The organism is Mycobacterium colombiense (genome assembly GCF_003284935.1).
Lineage (GTDB): Bacteria > Actinomycetota > Actinomycetes > Mycobacteriales > Mycobacteriaceae > Mycobacterium > Mycobacterium arosiense_A.
Genome location: NZ_QMEV01000010.1, coordinates 102,669 through 119,461 on the forward strand (window position 1 = coordinate 102,669; position 16,793 = coordinate 119,461).

The following is a 16,793-nucleotide window of genomic DNA, read 5'->3' on the forward strand; positions in this document are numbered from 1 at the left end:
GCGCTGACGCCGACTGCGCGCCTACGCGATGCTCATCGCTCGAATGCGCCGCCCAGACTTTTCGGCCGAATGTCGGTCCAGTTCTGTTCGATGTAGTCCAGACATGCGGCGCGGTTCGCATCGCCGTACGCGACTCGCCAGCCGGCCGGGACATCGGCGAAGGCCGGCCACAGGCTGTGCTGCTCTTCGTCGTTGACCAACACCAAAAAGTCGTAATTGTCGTCGTCGAATGGATTAATGCTCATCGGTTCTCCTGACCGTCTCTACTGCCGGTTTCTCGCTTGTTTGACGGGAGAACTCGATGACGCCGTCATTGGGTTTCATCCATGGTCATGTTTGCCGCGCCCCAATACTTTCCAATCGGACGCCAGCAGAACTGATTGCTGCCCTGCCGGTGCCAGAGATAGGTGTCGATCTCACCCAAACTGGCGCGCATCACGAACTTCCACATTGATCGCTCCGGTGGAATTGACTTTTTGTGCATTGTTCCTCCCCTTCGGAAAGTGGAACCGGCCAGCCGACCTGGTTGGCCCCCCGTCGCGCGCCGGTGGACCGCAATGGCTCCAGCGGTTACGCATCCCCAAAAAGCGGCGGTGAATTTCGGGCTGCCGGCCCGCAACCCGCAGAACCGCCACTCCCTCAGGCTTTTCACGGCCCGCTCGTAAAAGCCGGAATTGTCGGCATGGTCAAACGCGAGCTTGCCCGGATAGCGCTCGGTCGGGAGCCGCAAATGGTCAACCAACGTCACCGACAGTGGGACCAAGGTGTCGATTGTCATTTGGCGGTCGCCCCGCCGCATGCACGACTACGTGTCATGTCCGGAGCTTATGGTCGCCGGTACCGCTATTGGGGAGCGTGCGAGCCGAATAGAGTAGTCCGGGCGCGCAGTTAGGGTAGTCGGAACGAATTAACGCCCGCCGGGAGCGCGTCAAGCCGGATGTCATCCTGCGCGGAATTCGACAAGGGCCTATCAAATACCCACATTGTCGCTGGGGTCAATTCCGTCCGCCGCCGTACCGGCAATCCGCCGTGCGCTCCGGACCGAACAGCGTGCAGGCGGGTGCCTCGAATGCTCGCACGGTACGTTGGCGACCATGACGTCGCTGCAGGAAAAAGTCGTTTTCATCACCGGCGGTGCCCGGGGGATCGGGGCCGAGACCGCTCGTCGGCTGTGCGCCCAGGGCGCCAACCTCGTCCTGACCGATCTCAACGAAGCCGACCTGAAAGCCCTCGCGGCCGAACTCGGCGAAGAACGGGTGTTGACGGCCGTCGCCGACGTGCGTGACCTGTCCGCGATGGAGGCCGCCGCCGCCAGCGCCGTGGAACGATTCGGCGGCATCGACGTGGTGGTGGCCAACGCCGGCATCGCCAGCTACGGGTCGGTGGCGCAGGTCGACCCGGAAGCGTTCAAACGGGTGCTCGACATCAACGTGCTCGGCGTCTTTCACACCGTGCGCGCCACGCTGCCCGCGTTGACCGAGCGCCGCGGCTACGTGCTCATCGTCTCGTCGCTGGCCGCCTACACGGCCTGTCCCGGGCTGGCGCCGTACAACGCCTCCAAGGCCGGCGTCGAGCTGCTGGCCAATGCGCTGCGGCTGGAGGTCGCCCACCTGGGCGTCACGGTCGGCTCGGCGCACATGTCCTGGATCAACACCGCCCTGGTTCGTGACACCCAGTCCGACCTGCCGGCGTTCAACCAGTTGCTGGCCAGCTTCCCGTGGCCGCTGAACAAGACGACGACCGTCGACAAGTGCGCGGCGGCCTTCGTCAAGGGCATCCAGCGCCGCCGCACCCGCGTCTACTGCCCGCGCTGGGTGGCGCTGTTCCGTTGGGTCAAGCCGGTGCTGTCGAGCCCGGTGGGCGAAATGCCCCTGCACAAATCCACCGCAGAGCTGCTGCCCCAGCTGGACGCCCAAGTCGCCGCGCTGGGCCGCTCCACCAGCGCCTACAACCGCGACCTCGGCAGGTCCTAGCCGGCCGGGGCGGCGTGTTGGGACGCGACGGCCGCCACCCGGCGGCGCACCAGGAACCATCCGGCGCTCAGCGCCGGGATGACCACCACCACCGTCGCGATGGTCCAGGTGCCGGTCTCCTTGTCGAACGCCATCATGACCAGCACGCCGGCCAGGAACGCCAGGGTGAGATACCCCGAGTACGGGGCCCATGGCATCCGGAATCGCGGCCGTTCCAGCTGCCCGGCCTTCGCCAGCCGGTAGAAGCGCAGCTGACACAGCACGATGGTGGCCCAGCACGCGATGATTCCGGGCGCCACGATGTTGAGCACGATCTCGAAGGCTTCGCCGGGGTTGACGGCGTTCAGGGCGATGCCGAGCAGGCAGATGGCGGCCGCCATCGCGATGCCGACGAAGGGCACCCCGTTCTTCGACATCCGGGTCGCGAACCGGGGGCCGCTGCCGCTGGACGCCATCGAATGCATGATCCGGCCGGTGGAATACAGCCCGGCGTTCAGGCTCGACAGGGCGGCGGTGAGCACCACGATGTTCATCAGGTCCCCGGCGCCGTGGAAACCGATCTTGGAAAAGAAAGTGACGAAAGGACTTTCGGTTGCCTTGTAGGAGGTGTAGGGCAGCAGCAAGGTCAGCAGGGCGACCGACCCGACGTAAAAGATCGCGATGCGCGCGATCACCGAATTGATCGCGCGGGGCATCACCTTCTCCGGGCCGACCGTCTCCCCGGCGGCTGTCCCCACCAATTCGATTGCGGCATAGGCGAATACGACTCCCGATGTGGTCAGCAGGACCGCCAGCACGCCGGAGGGAAACAGGCCGCCGTGGTGGGTCCACAGGCTCAGCCCGGTGCTGTGGCCGTCGATCCGATAGCGTCCCGCCAGAAAGACGATCCCGACCACCAGGAAGGCCATCAGCGCGAGAACCTTGACCAGTGCCGCCCAGAATTCGAGTTCACCGAACCACTCCACGGAGATCAGGTTCATCGACAACACGACGATGAGCGCGAGCAGCGCCAACACCCACTGGGGGATCGATTCGAAGGCCGTCCACCGGCGCAGGTAGGTGGCGATCGCGGTGGTGTCGACGATGGCCGTCATCGACCACCCCAGGAAATACATCCAGCCAATCGCGTAGGCGGCCTTCTCGCCGAAGAACTCTCGCGAATACGACACGAACGAGCCCGACGACGGTCGATGCAACACCAACTCGCCCAGCGCCCGCAGAATCAGGAACACGAAAACGCCGCACACGGCGTAGACCAAGAACATCCCGGGGCCGCCCTTGGCCAGCCGGCCCCCGGCGCCCAGGAACAGCCCGGAGCCGATCGCGCCGCCGATGCCGATCATCTGCACTTGGCGGGCCTTGAGTCCCTTGCGATAGCCGGCGTCCTCGCCGGCTGAGCCGGCTACCGGGCTTGGGCCGGCCGCAGGAGCGGGGTCGGCAACGGGATTCGGGTTGCCATCGTCGGGCAACGCGGCCATGAAACGTCCAATCGGTAGGTCGCGACGCGATGCTTCCGTAGTTGATCGGTCGACGGCAAGTTCGCCGACGGGTGCGCGGGTTAGCGCCCGAAGCCGGGGCGACGACGGCGCAGGTAACGCTCGAACTCGGCGGCCAGCGCGTCGCCGTCGATCTTGCCCAGGGCGTCGTTCATGTCGACTTCGGCGTCGCCACGTTGCTCGAGCGACAGCACATACTCGGTGAGGTCCTCGTCCTCGGCCGTCATCTCGGTGACCGCCTGCTCCCATTCCTCGGCGTCCGTCGGCAGGTCGGCCAGCGGCACCTCGATGTCGAGGACGTCCTCGACGCGGCGCAGCAGGGCCACCGTCGCCTTCGGGTTCGGCGGCTGCGAGACGTAGTGCGGCACCGCCGCCCAGAACGTCACCGCGGGAATCCCGGCGGCCACGCAGGAGTCCTGAAACACCCCGGCGATGCCGGTCGGCCCCTCGTAGCGGCTCTCCTCGAGGCCGAAGCGCTTCGCCGACTCGGGGGAGTAGGCCGCGCCCGACACCGGGACCGGCCGGGTGTGGGGGGTGTCGGCCAGCAGCGCGCCCAGGATCACCACGGTGTCCACGTTGAGCTTGTCGGCGATGGCCACCAGTTCCGCGCAGAACGTGCGCCAGCGCATGTTGGGTTCGACCCCGTGCATCAACACGACATCGCGGTCGCTGCCGGGCGGGCGGCAGTGCGAGATTCGCATCGCCGGCCACACCAGTTCGCGGGTCACCCCGTCGACCTGCCGGATCACCGGGCGATTCACCTGGTAGTCGTAGTAGGCCTCGTCGTCGATCTCCAGGATCGGGTCCGCTTCCCAGATGGCCTCGAGGTGTTCGAGCGCGTCGCTGGCCGCATCGCCGGCGTCGTTCCAACCCTCGAACGCGGCCACGACGACGGTGTGATGCAGTTCGGGCAACGCAGCTTGACCACTAGGGGGGCCAAAGGGAGGGCCGTCGGGCGGGGTCACAGAATTAGCGTACGGCTTTCCGCCCGGCGACGATGCGGACCGTGGGCGGTCCGAGGCGGAGGTCCCCCCGCTTGCGGGGGCGAGTCGGGCAAGTGGACGCGCCCGGCGACGATGCGGACCGTGGGCGGTCGGTTGCGGAGTCGGGCATGTTCGGCCGCGGTGGCCAAGGCGTGCCGGGCCGATTGGCGCTCAACCGGGGGCTTTGCATAGGACGACTATTCTTATGGCATGACCGCCGCTGACGATCAGACCCCGGACGGCATCAACAACCGGCGTCGACGCGGTCGAGACGAAATACGTTCGGCTGCGATTTCGTTAACCTGGGTAATTACTACGTCGCCGGCAGGCTGCGCGAGCTGTCGATAGCGGCGATGGGTTGGGCGTCCGGGCGTCGATCGGGTGACGACGTAGACTTCTTTGGTCGAGAGGCGTTGCAACGGATACGGGTTTGCGCCGGTATCCGCCACGCTCGGCAGAGTCAAGGACGCCTTCCGCTATGGAAGGAGTGCACGTGACCGCCGTTGAGACGAAAACTTCCGCGACGAAAACTTCCGCGTCGAGCACCTTCGCGCCGAACATCCGTCCGGACTGCACCGACGAGCTGACGGCAGCGCTGCGCCAGCGGATCGTGGTGATCGACGGCGCGATGGGGACCGCGATCCAGCGCGACCGGCCGGACGAGGCCGGCTATCGCGGCGACCGGTTCACGGAGTGGCCGACCGCCCTGCAGGGCAACAACGACCTGCTCAACCTGACGCAGCCACAGATCATCGAGGGGATCCACCGCGAGTACCTCGATGCGGGCGCCGACATCCTGGAAACCAACACGTTCAACGCGAACGCGATCTCGCTGTCCGACTACGACATGGCGGAGCTGGCCTACGAGCTGAACTACGCGGGCGCCGCGCTGGCGCGCAAGGCCGCCGACGAATACAGCACCCCGGACAAGCCCCGCTACGTCGCGGGCGCGATCGGGCCGACCACCCGGACCGCGTCGATCTCGCCGGACGTCAACGACCCCGGGGCCCGCAACGTCTCCTACGACCAGCTGGTCACCGCCTACCTGGAGGCCGCCAACGGCCTGGTCGACGGCGGTGCGGACCTGCTCATCATCGAGACGATCTTCGACTCGCTGAACGCCAAGGCGGCGGTGTTCGCCGTCGAGACCCTGTTCGAGGAGCGCGGCCGCCGCTGGCCGTTGATCATCTCGGGCACCATCACCGACGCCTCCGGGCGGACGTTGTCCGGTCAGGTCACCGAGGCCTTCTGGAACGCGATCAGGCACGCGAAGCCGATCGCGGTCGGGCTGAACTGTGCCCTGGGTGCGCCGGAGATGCGGCCCTACATCGCCGAGATGGCGCGGATCGCGGACACGTTCGTCTCCTGCTACCCGAACGCCGGGCTGCCCAACGCCTTCGGCGAATACGACGAAACCCCGGAGCGTCAGGCCGGCTACATCGCCGACTTCGCCGACGCCGGCTTGGTCAACCTGGTCGGCGGCTGCTGCGGCACCGCGCCTCCGCACATCGCAGAGATCGCCAAGGTCGTCGAGGGCAAAACGCCGCGCGAGGTGCCGAAAATCGAGGTGGCCACCCGACTTTCGGGCCTGGAGCCGCTCAACATCACCGACGACTCCCTGTTCGTGAACATCGGTGAGCGCACCAACATCACCGGCTCCGCCCGGTTCCGCAACCTGATCAAGGCCGAGGATTACGACACCGCGCTGTCGGTCGCCCTGCAGCAGGTGGAGGCGGGTGCGCAGGTCATCGACATCAACATGGACGAGGGCATGATCGACGGCGTCGCCGCGATGGACCGGTTCACCAAGCTGATCGCGGCCGAACCCGACATCAGCCGCGTCCCGGTGATGATCGACTCCTCCAAGTGGGAGGTCATCGAGGCGGGCCTGAAGAACGTGCAGGGCAAGCCGATCGTCAACTCGATCTCCATGAAGGAGGGCGAGGAGAAGTTCATCCGCGAGGCACGGCTGTGCCGCAAGTATGGCGCGGCCGTCGTCGTGATGGCCTTCGACGAGCAGGGACAGGCCGACAACCTGGAGCGCCGCAAGGAGATCTGCGGACGCGCCTACCGGATCCTGACCGAACAGGTCGGCTTCCCGGCCGAGGACATCATCTTCGACCCGAACTGCTTCGCGCTGGCCACCGGCATCGAGGAGCACGCCACCTACGGGATCGACTTCATCGAGGCCTGCGCCTGGATCAAGGAGAACCTGCCCGGGGTGCACATCTCCGGCGGCATCTCGAACGTGTCGTTCTCGTTCCGGGGTAACAACCCCGTCCGCGAGGCGATCCACGCGGTGTTCCTGTATCACGCCATCAAGGCCGGCCTGGACATGGGCATCGTCAACGCCGGCGCGCTGGTGCCCTACGACTCGATCGACCCCGAACTGCGGGACCGCATCGAGGATGTCGTGCTGAACCGTCGCGAGGACGCGGCCGAACGGCTGCTGGAAATCGCCGAGCGATTCAACAGCTCGGAGAAGTCCGAGGATCCGGCGGCGGCCGAGTGGCGCGGCCTGCCGGTTCGCGAGCGGATCACGCACGCGTTGGTCAAGGGCATCGACGCGCACGTCGACGACGACACCGAGGAATTGCGGGCCGAGATCGCCGCCGCCGGCGGCCGCCCGATCGAGGTGATCGAGGGCCCGCTGATGGACGGCATGAACGTTGTCGGTGACCTCTTCGGCTCGGGCAAGATGTTTTTGCCCCAGGTCGTGAAGTCGGCCCGGGTGATGAAGAAGGCCGTCGCCTACCTGTTGCCGTTCATCGAGAAAGAGAAAGAGGAGAACGGCACCGCCGCGAGCAAGGACACCAACGGCACGATCGTGATGGCGACGGTGAAGGGCGACGTCCACGACATCGGCAAGAACATCGTCGGGGTCGTCTTGCAGTGCAACAACTTCGAGGTGATCGACCTCGGAGTGATGGTGCCGGCGAGCAAGATCCTGGACGCGGCGAAGGAGCACGACGCCGACATCATCGGGCTGTCCGGGCTGATCACCCCCTCTTTGGACGAGATGAGCAACTTCGCCGTCGAGATGGAACGCGAGGGCCTGGAGATCCCGCTGCTGATCGGCGGCGCGACCACCTCGCGCGCCCACACGGCCGTGAAGATCTCGCCGCGCCGCAGCGGGCCGGTGGTGTGGGTCAAGGACGCGTCCCGGTCGGTGCCGGTCGCCGCCGCGCTCCTCGATCCCAAGCAGCGCGGTCCCCTGCTGGAGGCCACCGAGAAGGACTACGCGTCCCTGCGCGAGCGGCACGCCCAGAAGAACGAGCGGCCGACGTTGCCGCTGGAAAAGGCGCGGGCCAACCGGACGCCGATCGAGTGGGACGGCTACACGCCGCCGGTGCCCGCTATCGGTGTGGGAATACGTGAATTTTTGGACTACGACCTGGCCGAGCTGCGCGAATACATCGACTGGCAGCCGTTTTTCAATGCCTGGGAGATGAAGGGCCGCTTCCCCGACATCCTCAACAACCCGGCCTCGGGCGAGGCGGCCCGCAAGCTGTACGACGACGCGCAGGAGATGCTCGACACCCTGATCAAGGAGAAGTGGCTGACCGCCAACGGGGTGATCGGGTTCTTCCCCGCGAACGCGGTCGGCTCGGGTGTCGAAGACATCGAGGTGTACACCGACGACACCCGCAGCGAGGTGCTGACGACGTTGCACCACCTGCGTCAGCAGGGTGAGCACCGGGAGGGAATCCCGAACCGGTCGCTGGCCGACTACGTCGCGCCCAAGGACAGCGGGCTGGCCGACTACGTGGGCGCCTTCGCCGTCACCGCGGGGCTCGGCAGCCAGGAGAAGATCGCGGAGTTCAAGGCGGCGCTCGACGACTACAGCGCGATCCTGCTGGAGTCGGTCGCCGACCGGCTGGCCGAGGCGTTCGCCGAGCGGATGCACCAACGGGTCCGCAAGGAGTTCTGGGGATACCAGCCGGACGAGCAGCTGGACAACGACGCACTCATCGACGAGAAGTACCGGGGCATCCGGCCCGCCCCCGGCTACCCCGCCTGCCCCGAGCACACCGAGAAGGCGACGCTCTGGACGTTGATGGACGTGAAGGAGCGGACCGGCATCGAGTTGACCGATTCGATGGCGATGTGGCCCGGCGCCGCCGTCAGCGGCTGGTATTTCTCGCACCCGCAGTCGCAGTACTTCGTGGTCGGCCGGATGGCCCAGGACCAGGTCGCCGACTACGCGAAGCGCAAGGGCTGGACGCTGCCCGAAGCCGAGCGCTGGCTGGCCCCCAACCTCGGCTACAACCCGGAGGACTGAGCTCCGGGTTCGGCCTGGAACGCGGCGGTGATCGCGGCGACGCGCGGGTCGGCGCGCAGCTGCTCGAGTGTCACCGGCAGTGGCAGCCGCCAATTCGGGTATTCGTCGATGGTGCCGGGCAGATTCGGTTGTCGCGGCTCGGCGACGATGTCGTAGGGCGAGATCAACTTCAACCTGCTCGGGGTCGCCGCCAGGAAACGGTGCATCGCGACGATGATGTCGTTCTCAGTGGGATCGGCCCGCAGCAGGCCTTCGGCGCGCAGCAAGGCCAGCCACTCGGCTTTTTCCTTGTCGGCCGAAGCCCGTTCGGCCGGCACATCATCAAGCAGCCCTAGCTCCGCGCGCACCCGCACGTGTTCGCCTCGCAAGAAGCCGGCCGCTGTGGGCAAATCGTGCGTGGAAAGGCTGGCGGCGGCGCGTTGCGGCCACCTGGACGACGGGAGCAGCGGTTGTTCGGGCGCCGCCTCGTCGCGGGTGAACCAGGATACCGCGCAGCCGAGCATTCCGTTGTCGCCCAAAGCTTTCGTGACCTCCGGCTCGACGGTGCCCAGGTCCTCGCCCACCACGGTCGCCCCCGCTCGCTGGGCTTCCAACGCGAGCACGGCAAGCATGACGTCGGCGTCATAGTGGACGTAGGTGCCCCGGTCGGCGGACTCGCCCGGCGGTATCCACCAGAGCCGCCACAAGCCCGCCACGTGGTCGATTCGCAGGCCGTCCGCGTGAACGAGTATGGCGCGCAGCATGTCTCGCAGTGCGCCGTACCCCGTCGCCGCGAGCCGGTCGGGCCGCCACGGTGGCAGCCCCCAGTCTTGGCCGCGCGGGGTGAAATTGTCTGGGGGAGCGCCGACGTGAACTCCGGCGGCCAGCATGTCGGCGAGGGCCCACGCGTCGGCACCGTCGGAGTCGACGCCGACCGGCAAGTCGTGCAACACGCCCAACGCCATACCGGCTCTTCGCGCGGCGCTGCGGACTTCGCCGAGCTGTTCGGCGCAGCGATGCTGTACCCAGGCGTGGAAGGCGACCCGGGGTGCCAGTTCCCGCCGAGCGGCGGTGACGCCCGGTCTGTCGACGCTACGCAAGGATTGGGGCCATTGCGGCCAGCGGCCACCGTGCCGCTCGGCCAGCGCGCAGTAGGTGGCCCAGTCGCCCAGCGCCCTGGACGACGGTGAGTCGTCCAGCGGATTCGGTCGGTTCTGCCCGCGCCAAAGCGCTTCCAACGCTGCGCGTTTCGCGGCCCAGACGAGGTCGTGGTCGATCCGCTCGGTGCCGGACCAAACACGCAGGGCGTCCACTTCGGCGCGGGTCTGCGGGTCGGCCCTACGATAAGCGTCCAGGTCTTCGGTGCGCAGCGCCAACGGGTTGGCGAAACGCCGACTGGAAGGGGTATAGGGGGAGGGTTGAACCGGATGCGTGGGGCCGGGTGAGTTCAGCGGATTGAGCAATACCGCGCCCGCACCGTGCGCTGCCGCGGTCCAGTCGATGAAGTCTCGCAGGTCGCCCAGATCGCCGATGCCCCACGAGCGGTCCGAGCGCAGCGCATACAGCTGCAGCATCCAGCCCCAGGTGACGGGTGTCTGGGGCACCTGCGGCGGGGCCGCTACCAGGGTGACTTGCTGCCCGTCCCGGGTGTGCAGGCGGTACCAGCCCGGCGATAGGTCGGCGGGCAACTCGGCGCGCACGTTGGTCTGGTTGCCGTCCTCGCCGACCAACGTGACCGCTCCGGGAATGGTTCGCGGCCGGCCGCCCACCCGCACGGCGACTGTCGGCGCCAAGGTCCCCATGCGCTTGCGCTCGGCCAGCCGCGCCAATTCACGACGCCGGTCGGCGTCGCTGCCGGCATCGACCTCCAGCAAGGCGAGCACCCGGACCACCACGTCCGCATCGACCTCGACCGGTTCGCGTCGCTCGTTTCGGTAGGAGGTAGCCACCCCGTGGGCCGCGGCCAGCTGTCGCAAGTCCTCTGGCACCGGTTTGGGTGTGGCCATCAGACGGTTCGCGATTCGGACACGACGGGGCGGATCGGTGAGTTGCTGCGAAGAGGCGGGCGCACTTCGGCAAAATACCCGCCCTGGGCCGACTTACACGGGCACTCACACGCTCAGATCCGCAACACCGAACCCAGCGCCGACAGCGGGATGTGGGCCTGCGCGGTGCCGCCGTCCATGTACCACTGCGGCAGCCCGGGGGAGAAGTTGGCACGTCCTCAGCAAACATATCGTTGCGTACCGACGCCGTGCTGAGCTGATTCCCCAGATCCAGCAGACCGCCTACCGGCTTTTCGCCGAGCGCGGCTTCGAGGCGGTGACGACCGAGGACATCGCTGCGGCCGCCGGGGGTCTCCATCAGCACGTATTTCCGGTACGCGCCCATTAAGGAGGGTCTGCTGGTCGATCCCGTCCGGGAGGCCGCCGCCGAGATCGTCGGTTCCTACGGCGCCAGACCGGCCCACGAGTCACCGGTCGAGGCGCTGATCCAGCTGTTCGTCACCCACGCCAGAGATGTCAGCGAGGTTGACAACCTCGATACCTGGCGTCTGGCCGTCGCATCGGTGTCGATGCGGTGGCCGACATCCGACCCGCGTTGTTGGTCCACACCAGTTTGGCCACAGTGAAATTCGTCCTCGATGGCTGGCTGACCTCGAACGTCGCCGAGAGCGCGGAGTTCCACGTGCTGCTGGAGCAAGCGCTGCGCCTGACCCTCGCCGGATTCGACTGAGGAAGCCGCGCAGACGCGGCCGGGGCTAAACCGCCGTGACTTTGCTCGCCGCCGCGTGAAACAATCGCTGGCCGTGAAGACCTTCGAGGATCTGTTCGCCGAGCTGGGCGAGCGTGCCCGTACCCGGCCGGCCGGCAGCGCCACGGTCGCCGCGCTCGACGGCGGCGTCCACGGCCTGGGCAAGAAGATCCTCGAGGAAGCCGGCGAAGTGTGGCTGGCCGCCGAGCACGAAAGCGACGAGGCGCTGGCCGAGGAGATCAGCCAGTTGCTCTACTGGACGCAGGTGTTGATGGTGGCCCGCGGGCTGACCCTCGACGACGTGTATCGGAAGCTATGACCATGCTGCGGGTTGCGGTTCCCAACAAGGGCACGCTCAGCGAGCCGGCCAGCGAGATTCTCGCCGAGGCCGGTTACCGGCGTCGCACCGATTCGAAGGACCTGACCGTCATCGACCCGGCGAACCAGGTCGAGTTCTTCTTTCTGCGGCCCAAAGACATTGCCATCTATGTGGGTTCGGGGGAGTTGGATTTCGGCATCACCGGCAGGGACCTGGTCGGCGATTCCGATGCGCCGGTGCGCGAGCGTCTGGCGCTGGGCTTCGGCTCGTCGAGCTTTCGCTACGCCGGACCGGCGGGGCGCGACTGGAAGATCGCCGACCTGGCCGGCAAACGGATCGCCACCGCCTACCCCAACCTGGTGCGAAAAGACTTGGCGGGGCGCGGGATTGACGCGACCGTCATCAGGCTCGACGGCGCGGTGGAGATCTCGGTGCAACTCGGCGTGGCCGACGCCATCGCCGACGTGGTGGGCTCCGGACGCACCCTGAGCCTGCACAACCTGGTGGCCTTCGGTGACCCGCTGTGCGATTCGGAAGCGGTACTGATCGAAAGCGACCACAGCAGCAACGCCGGGACGCAGGCGGCGCGCGATCAGCTGGTGGCGCGGATCCAGGGCGTGGTGTTCGGCCAGCAATACCTGATGCTCGACTACGACTGCCCCCGGTCGGTGCTGGACAAGGCCACGGCGATCACGCCGGGGCTGGAGTCGCCCACCATCGCACCCCTGGCCGACCCTGACTGGGTTGCCATCCGCGCGCTGGTTCCGCGTCGGGGCGTCAACGAGATCATGGACGAGCTGGCCGCCATCGGCGCCAAGGCGATCCTGGCGTCCGATATCAGGTTCTGCCGGTTCTGATTCGCACACGGTGTAAGACCCGCGGCTGTGTTAGCGTCCGCCTCGGGGACTGCCCGGGTTGGCGTAGGGGCACTCCCTGCATCGGTCGCCGGCTGTTCGTCTCCCAGGAGGGTTTCCGTGACACACGCGCTTCTCGTCTTGTTGGCTTTACTGATTGGCGTCGTGGCCGGGCTGCGGTCGCTGACGGCGCCTGCCGTCGTGGCCTGGGCCGCCTACATCGGCTGGATCGACTTGCACGGCACGTGGGCGAGTTGGCTGACCAACATCATCGCGGTGATCATCTTCACCGTCTTGGCCGTGGGCGAACTGATCAACGACAAGCTGCCCAAGACACCGGCCCGTACGGCGCCGCCGATCTTCGCGGCCCGCATCGTCACGGGTGGGCTTGCCGGCGCGGCGCTGGGCGCGTGGCCACACTGGACGTTCACCGCGCTGGGCGCCGGTGTCATCGGTGCGGTGCTTGGGACCCTCGGCGGCTATCAGGTGCGCAAGCGGCTGGTGGCCGCGACGGGCGGCAAGGACCTGCCCATCGCGCTGCTCGAGGACGCCGTCGCGATCGTGGGCGGGTTCGCCATTCTTGCGGCGACGGGCCACCTGCTGACCGAGTACCTCCTGACGGCGGTTAAGTGACAAAGCATTTCGATGCGATCATCGTCGGGGCCGGCCAGGCCGGGCCGCCGTTGGCAGGCCGGCTGACCGCCGCCGGCCAGCGCGTCGCCGTGATCGAGCGCAAGCTGATCGGCGGCACCTGCGTCAACACCGGGTGCATTCCGACCAAGACGCTGGTGGCCTCCGCGCACGCCGCCCATCTGGCCCGCCGCGGCGCGGAATACGGCGTCGGGACCGGGACGGTCAGCGTGGACATGGCCAAGGTCAAGGCCCGCAAGGACGAGATCATGCTGGGCGACCGCAAGGGCGTCGAGGATTGGCTCGAGGGCATGGAGGGCTGCACCGTGTTCCGGGGGCACGCGGTCTTCGCCGATCCGCACACGCTGCGCGTGGGCGACGATGAGCTGCACGCCGACCGCATCTTCCTCAACGTCGGCGGGCGCGCGGTGGTGCCCGACATTCCCGGCCTGTCCGACGTCGACTTCCTCACCAACGTGTCGGTCCTTGAACTCGACACGGTGCCAACGCATCTCGTCATCGTCGGGGGCAGCTACATCGCGCTGGAGTTCGCCCAGATGTACCGGCGGTTCGGGGCCCGGGTGACCGTCGTCGAACGGGGCCCGCGGCTGGCGTTGCGCGAGGACGAGGACGTCTCGGAAACGATCGAAGAAATCCTGCGCGCCGAAGGCATCGACGTCATCGTCGGCGCCGACGATATGCGAATAGCCAAGAACGGCAACGGCTTCGAGCTGACCCCTCGTGACGGCGCCGCCCCCGTCCAGGGGAGTCACCTGTTGCTGGCGGTGGGCCGGCGACCCAACACCGACGATCTGGGCCTGGGCGCGGCCGGGGTGCAGACCGATGCCCGCGGCTACATCGTGGTCGACGACCAGCTCAAGACCAGCGTCGAACACATCTGGGCGATGGGCGACTGCAACGGCAAAGGTGCGTTCACCCACACCTCCTACAACGATTTCGAGATCGTCGCCGCCAACCTGCTGGACGACGACCCACGCCGGGTGAGCGACCGCATCACCACCTACGCGCTCTATATCGATCCGCCCCTGGGGCGTGCCGGCATGACCGTCGATCAGGTCCGCTCGTCGGGCCGCAAGGCGCTGGTCGGCAAGCGGCCGATGACCCGGGTGGGCCGGGCCGTGGAAAAGGGTGAGACACAAGGCTTCATGAAAGTCGTGGTGGACGCCGACACGCAGGAGATCTTGGGCGCCGCCATCCTCGGGGTGGGCGGCGACGAGGCCATTCACGCCATCCTGGACGTGATGTCGGCCAAGGCGCCCTACACCACGCTATCGCGCACCATGCACATCCATCCCACCGTCAGCGAACTCATCCCGACGATGCTGCAGGAGCTCTCGCCGCTGAGCTAACGGTCAGGCGGCCGGTTCGGTGGGACGCGAATCGGTCTGCGTGCCAAAGGTTTCCGGCCAGCCCGGGTAGGGCGGCGGGGTTCCGCCGAAGAGCGGGCAGAGTTGTTGGTGGGGACACCAGTCGCACAGTCGGGACTGGGTGGGGCGGAAATCGCCGGTCTGGCCGGCGGTTTGGATCGCGCGCCAGATCGCCATCAGCGTCTTCTCGAAGCGCAGCAGCTCGTCGTGGTCGGGCGTGTAGTCCAGCACCTGGCCGTCGGCAAGATAGATCAGCCGCAGCCGGGTGGGTTGCACACCGCGCGAACGCAACAGTGCCACCGCGTAGAACTTCATCTGGAACATGGCCTTGAACTCCGCCAGGGCCCGCGCCTCCGGCGGAGCCTTGCCGGTCTTGTAGTCGACCACCCGCAACTCGCCGGTGGCGGCGACGTCGATCCGGTCGATGAACCCGCGCAGCAACGTGCCGTCGGCGAGCTCCACCTCGACCCGCTGTTCGCAGCACTCCGGGTCGAAGCGGGTGGGGTCTTCGAGCCGGTAATAACCGGCGAGCAACGCCTGCGCCTCGGCCAACAACTGGGCGCGCTGCGCCGGGTCCGTGTCGGCGGTCATCTCGGGCGTCGCCGCGAGGAGCTGGTCCCACGCGGGCTCCACCAACGACAGGGCGGTGTCGGGGCCGCGCTGTTCGGCGGGCAGGCCGTAAAGCTGCTGCAGGGCGGCATGCACGAGCGACCCGCGCAGCTGCGCGGGCGACGGCGCCTCGGGCAACCGGTCGATGGCCCGGAACCGGTACAGCAGCGGGCACTGCTTGAAGTCCGCGGCCCGGGACGGCGATAAGGCGGGGCGATACGCCTGGCCCACCGGCCGCACCGCCGACTCGGGCGCCTCCGGCTGGACGATCATGTCCGCAGCCTAGGACCGGGCGCCGACAACCCCCAAGCACCTGCGGCGGCGAGTCGGCTGGCACGCTAGACCGCGTGTCCGTATCCGGCCCGTTTACCGAGGGCGAGCGCGTCCAGCTCACCGATGCCAAGGGTCGGCACTACACGGTGGTGCTCACCGCGGGCGCCGAGTTCCACACCCATCGCGGGGCGATCCCACACGACGCGCTGATCGGGCTCGAGCAGGGCAGCGTGATCAAGTCCAGCAACAACGCGGTGTACCTGGTGATGCGGCCCCTGCTGATCGACTACGTGATGTCGATGCCGCGTGGGCCCCAGGTGATCTACCCCAAGGACGCCGCCCAGATCGTGCACGAGGGCGACATCTTCCCGGGCGCGCGGGTGCTGGAGGCCGGCGCCGGTTCCGGCGCGCTGACCTGCTCGCTGCTGCGCGCGGTCGGGCCCGAAGGCCGGGTGACCTCCTACGAGGTGCGCGCCGATCATGCCGAGCACGCCGAACGCAACGTGTCGGTGTTTCACGGCGGCCAGGCGCCCGAGAACTGGCAACTGATCATCGGAGACGTGTCCGACTCCGAGCTGCCGGACGGATCCTTCGACCGTGCCGTGCTGGACATGCTCGCGCCGTGGGAGGTGCTCGAGTCGGTCGCCCGGCTGCTGATTCCCGGCGGCGTGCTGATCGTTTACGTCGCCACCGTCACTCAGCTGTCGCGCGCGGTCGAGGCCCTGCGGGCCCAGCAGTGCTGGACCGAGCCGCGGTCGTGGGAGACCTTGCAGCGCGGCTGGAACGTCGTGGGGCTCGCCGTCCGGCCGCAGCATTCGATGCGTGGGCACACCGCGTTCCTGATCTTCACGCGGCGGCTTGCGCCCGGGGTCGTCGCGCCCGTGCCGTTGGGTCGCAAGCGCGAAGGCCGCGACGGCTAGCTAGGCGAGGTCGTCGCTGCGTACCAGCGAGCGCCGCACCGACAGCAGCTCGAATTCGGGATGCGCGGCCACCAGCCGCTCGGCCGCGTCCAGCACGTCGACGGCATGACCACGGTCACCGGACACGGTGGCGACGCCGATGCCCGCCCGCCGATACAGCTCGTGCGAACCCACCTCGGCCGCCGACACGCTGAACTTGCGCTGTAACTCGGCGACCACGGGGCGAATGACCGACCGCTTCTGTTTGAGTGACCGCACGTCGCCCAGCAGCACCTCGAACTCGAGCCAGCCGATCCACATGCCGCGGGTCAACCCGGCGGGTTCTGGTCGGCG

Annotated in this window: 14 protein-coding genes and 2 pseudogenes; 8 read left to right on the forward strand and 8 right to left on the reverse strand. The window is 67.6% G+C overall.

Annotation, left to right across the window (positions count from 1 at the left end):
* Nucleotides 1–32: 32 nt before the first annotated feature.
* A complete protein-coding gene (locus tag DQP57_RS07655; protein WP_112632404.1) occupies nucleotides 33–245 on the reverse strand; it encodes an MbtH family protein in 213 nt (70 codons plus the stop codon).
* A 65-nt stretch (nucleotides 246–310) separates the two neighbouring features.
* Nucleotides 311–778 (reverse strand): hypothetical protein, encoded by a 468-nt coding sequence (locus DQP57_RS26570; protein WP_133259226.1) that lies wholly within the window; start codon nucleotides 776–778, stop codon nucleotides 311–313.
* Between the two features lie 316 nt (nucleotides 779–1,094).
* On the opposite strand from DQP57_RS26570, the gene DQP57_RS07660 reads away from it, so the two are divergent.
* Nucleotides 1,095–1,973, forward strand: a complete 879-nt coding sequence (locus DQP57_RS07660) for an SDR family oxidoreductase (protein ID WP_112632405.1) — start codon at nucleotides 1,095–1,097, stop codon at nucleotides 1,971–1,973.
* On the opposite strand, the gene DQP57_RS07665 is transcribed toward DQP57_RS07660, so the two are convergent.
* Together DQP57_RS07665 and DQP57_RS07670 are read right to left on the reverse strand one after the other, a co-directional pair.
* Nucleotides 1,970–3,451 carry an amino acid permease gene (locus tag DQP57_RS07665; protein WP_112632406.1) on the reverse strand — a complete coding sequence of 494 codons (1,482 nt, stop codon included), beginning with the start codon at nucleotides 3,449–3,451 and terminating at the stop codon, nucleotides 1,970–1,972. The two genes, DQP57_RS07660 and DQP57_RS07665, sit on opposite strands and share 4 nt — an antisense overlap.
* An 80-nt stretch (nucleotides 3,452–3,531) precedes the next feature.
* On the reverse strand, nucleotides 3,532–4,434 hold the full coding sequence (locus tag DQP57_RS07670; protein WP_205869062.1) for a PAC2 family protein: 903 nt from the start codon (nucleotides 4,432–4,434) through the stop codon (nucleotides 3,532–3,534).
* Nucleotides 4,435–4,930: 496 nt separating this feature from the next.
* Here DQP57_RS07670 and metH point away from each other — a divergent pair, with 496 nt between their 5' ends.
* Nucleotides 4,931–8,734 (forward strand): methionine synthase, encoded by a 3,804-nt coding sequence (gene metH, locus DQP57_RS07675; RefSeq protein ID WP_112632408.1) that lies wholly within the window; start codon nucleotides 4,931–4,933, stop codon nucleotides 8,732–8,734.
* On the opposite strand, the gene malQ is transcribed toward metH, so the two are convergent.
* Both malQ and DQP57_RS07685 read right to left on the reverse strand, forming a co-directional pair.
* A complete protein-coding gene (malQ, locus tag DQP57_RS07680) occupies nucleotides 8,716–10,719 on the reverse strand; it encodes a 4-alpha-glucanotransferase (RefSeq protein ID WP_112632409.1) in 2,004 nt (667 codons plus the stop codon). The genes metH and malQ overlap by 19 nt on opposite strands.
* Nucleotides 10,720–10,832: 113 nt before the next feature.
* A pseudogene (locus DQP57_RS07685) lies at nucleotides 10,833–10,928 on the reverse strand (mannan-binding protein); the annotation flags it as partial.
* 20 nt (nucleotides 10,929–10,948) lie between these two features.
* On the opposite strand from DQP57_RS07685, the pseudogene DQP57_RS07690 reads away from it, so the two are divergent.
* The 5 genes and pseudogenes from DQP57_RS07690 (at nucleotide 10,949) to DQP57_RS07710 (ending at nucleotide 14,640) form a co-directional block, all read left to right on the forward strand.
* Nucleotides 10,949–11,449 (forward strand): annotated as a pseudogene (locus tag DQP57_RS07690) (TetR family transcriptional regulator).
* A 55-nt stretch (nucleotides 11,450–11,504) separates the two neighbouring features.
* Complete coding sequence (locus DQP57_RS07695; protein WP_112632410.1) at nucleotides 11,505–11,786, forward strand: phosphoribosyl-ATP diphosphatase; 282 nt, start codon at nucleotides 11,505–11,507, stop codon at nucleotides 11,784–11,786.
* Nucleotides 11,787–11,788: 2 nt separating this feature from the next.
* Nucleotides 11,789–12,643 (forward strand): ATP phosphoribosyltransferase, encoded by an 855-nt coding sequence (hisG, locus tag DQP57_RS07700; RefSeq protein ID WP_112632424.1) that lies wholly within the window; start codon nucleotides 11,789–11,791, stop codon nucleotides 12,641–12,643.
* A gap of 117 nt (nucleotides 12,644–12,760) precedes the next feature.
* Nucleotides 12,761–13,273 (forward strand): DUF4126 family protein, encoded by a 513-nt coding sequence (locus DQP57_RS07705; RefSeq protein WP_112632411.1) that lies wholly within the window; start codon nucleotides 12,761–12,763, stop codon nucleotides 13,271–13,273.
* Nucleotides 13,270–14,640: an FAD-containing oxidoreductase gene (locus DQP57_RS07710; protein ID WP_112632412.1), complete on the forward strand. Its 1,371-nt coding sequence runs from the start codon at nucleotides 13,270–13,272 to the stop codon at nucleotides 14,638–14,640. The genes DQP57_RS07705 and DQP57_RS07710 overlap by 4 nt, the downstream gene beginning before the upstream one ends.
* A gap of 3 nt (nucleotides 14,641–14,643) precedes the next feature.
* Here DQP57_RS07710 and DQP57_RS07715 read toward each other — a convergent pair whose 3' ends face one another.
* Entirely contained in the window at nucleotides 14,644–15,540 is an 897-nt protein-coding gene (locus DQP57_RS07715; RefSeq protein WP_112632413.1) for a RecB family exonuclease, read from the reverse strand.
* Nucleotides 15,541–15,614: 74 nt separating this feature from the next.
* On the opposite strand from DQP57_RS07715, the gene trmI reads away from it, so the two are divergent.
* A complete protein-coding gene (trmI, locus tag DQP57_RS07720) occupies nucleotides 15,615–16,460 on the forward strand; it encodes a tRNA (adenine(58)-N(1))-methyltransferase TrmI (RefSeq protein WP_112632414.1) in 846 nt (281 codons plus the stop codon).
* Here trmI and DQP57_RS07725 read toward each other — a convergent pair whose 3' ends face one another.
* Entirely contained in the window at nucleotides 16,461–16,760 is a 300-nt protein-coding gene (locus tag DQP57_RS07725) for a DUF503 domain-containing protein (RefSeq protein ID WP_112632415.1), read from the reverse strand. It lies immediately after the preceding gene.
* Between the last annotated feature and the right edge of the window lie 33 nt (nucleotides 16,761–16,793).

What these genes read in the sequence shown, in the direction of transcription:
- metH (WP_112632408.1), top strand. Translation starts at nt 4,931, where the DNA reads ATGGAAGGAGTGCACGTGACCGCCGTTGAGACGAAAACTTCCGCGACG.
- malQ (WP_112632409.1), bottom strand. Translation starts at nt 10,719, where the DNA reads ATGGCCACACCCAAACCGGTGCCAGAGGACTTGCGACAGCTGGCCGCG.
- DQP57_RS07660 (WP_112632405.1), top strand. Translation starts at nt 1,095, where the DNA reads ATGACGTCGCTGCAGGAAAAAGTCGTTTTCATCACCGGCGGTGCCCGG.
- DQP57_RS07665 (WP_112632406.1), bottom strand. Translation starts at nt 3,451, where the DNA reads ATGGCCGCGTTGCCCGACGATGGCAACCCGAATCCCGTTGCCGACCCC.
- hisG (WP_112632424.1), top strand. Translation starts at nt 11,789, where the DNA reads ATGCTGCGGGTTGCGGTTCCCAACAAGGGCACGCTCAGCGAGCCGGCC.
- DQP57_RS07715 (WP_112632413.1), bottom strand. Translation starts at nt 15,540, where the DNA reads ATGATCGTCCAGCCGGAGGCGCCCGAGTCGGCGGTGCGGCCGGTGGGC.
- DQP57_RS07725 (WP_112632415.1), bottom strand. Translation starts at nt 16,760, where the DNA reads ATGTGGATCGGCTGGCTCGAGTTCGAGGTGCTGCTGGGCGACGTGCGG.
- DQP57_RS07655 (WP_112632404.1), bottom strand. Translation starts at nt 245, where the DNA reads ATGAGCATTAATCCATTCGACGACGACAATTACGACTTTTTGGTGTTG.
- DQP57_RS26570 (WP_133259226.1), bottom strand. Translation starts at nt 778, where the DNA reads ATGACAATCGACACCTTGGTCCCACTGTCGGTGACGTTGGTTGACCAT.